This is a genomic window from Acetomicrobium sp. S15 = DSM 107314 (assembly GCF_016125955.1).
GTDB classification, from domain to species: Bacteria; Synergistota; Synergistia; order Synergistales; family Thermosynergistaceae; genus Thermosynergistes; species Thermosynergistes pyruvativorans.
The window spans coordinates 1-317 of the sequence record NZ_JADEVE010000410.1; the positions used below are offsets into that span (position 1 = coordinate 1).

The window sequence follows — 317 nt, forward strand, 5'->3', positions numbered from 1 at the left end:
CTATATATAGCCCATTGCACCACTCTATCTCTGAAGGGTAGCGCCATAATCAGTCGCATTTTAGGATCATAAACAAAAAATTCATTAAATTTCCCAACACTATAGGTTTTTTGAATGAGATCCTCTTGGATGCAAATAAGATTTTCTTCCTTATACACGTCTATTGTGGCTATGCCGGCGGCACAGCTTATGGGATCCATAATAATCAATCACGGGGCGGTGTAGGTTGTTGGGATTCTTACTACCGGAATGTTTCTATATTATTTGAAATAGAACCACGGATGTCTTGACAGAGAAGGTTATCGCATATAAACTAA

1 protein-coding gene is annotated in these 317 nt (G+C 38.5%); it reads right to left on the reverse strand.

The window, feature by feature from the left end; translation table 11 throughout:
• Positions 1 to 200: hypothetical protein (locus EZM41_RS14040; protein WP_232619364.1), on the reverse strand; the 200-nt coding region annotated here is incomplete at its 3' end.
• Positions 201 to 317: the final 117 nt, after the last annotated feature.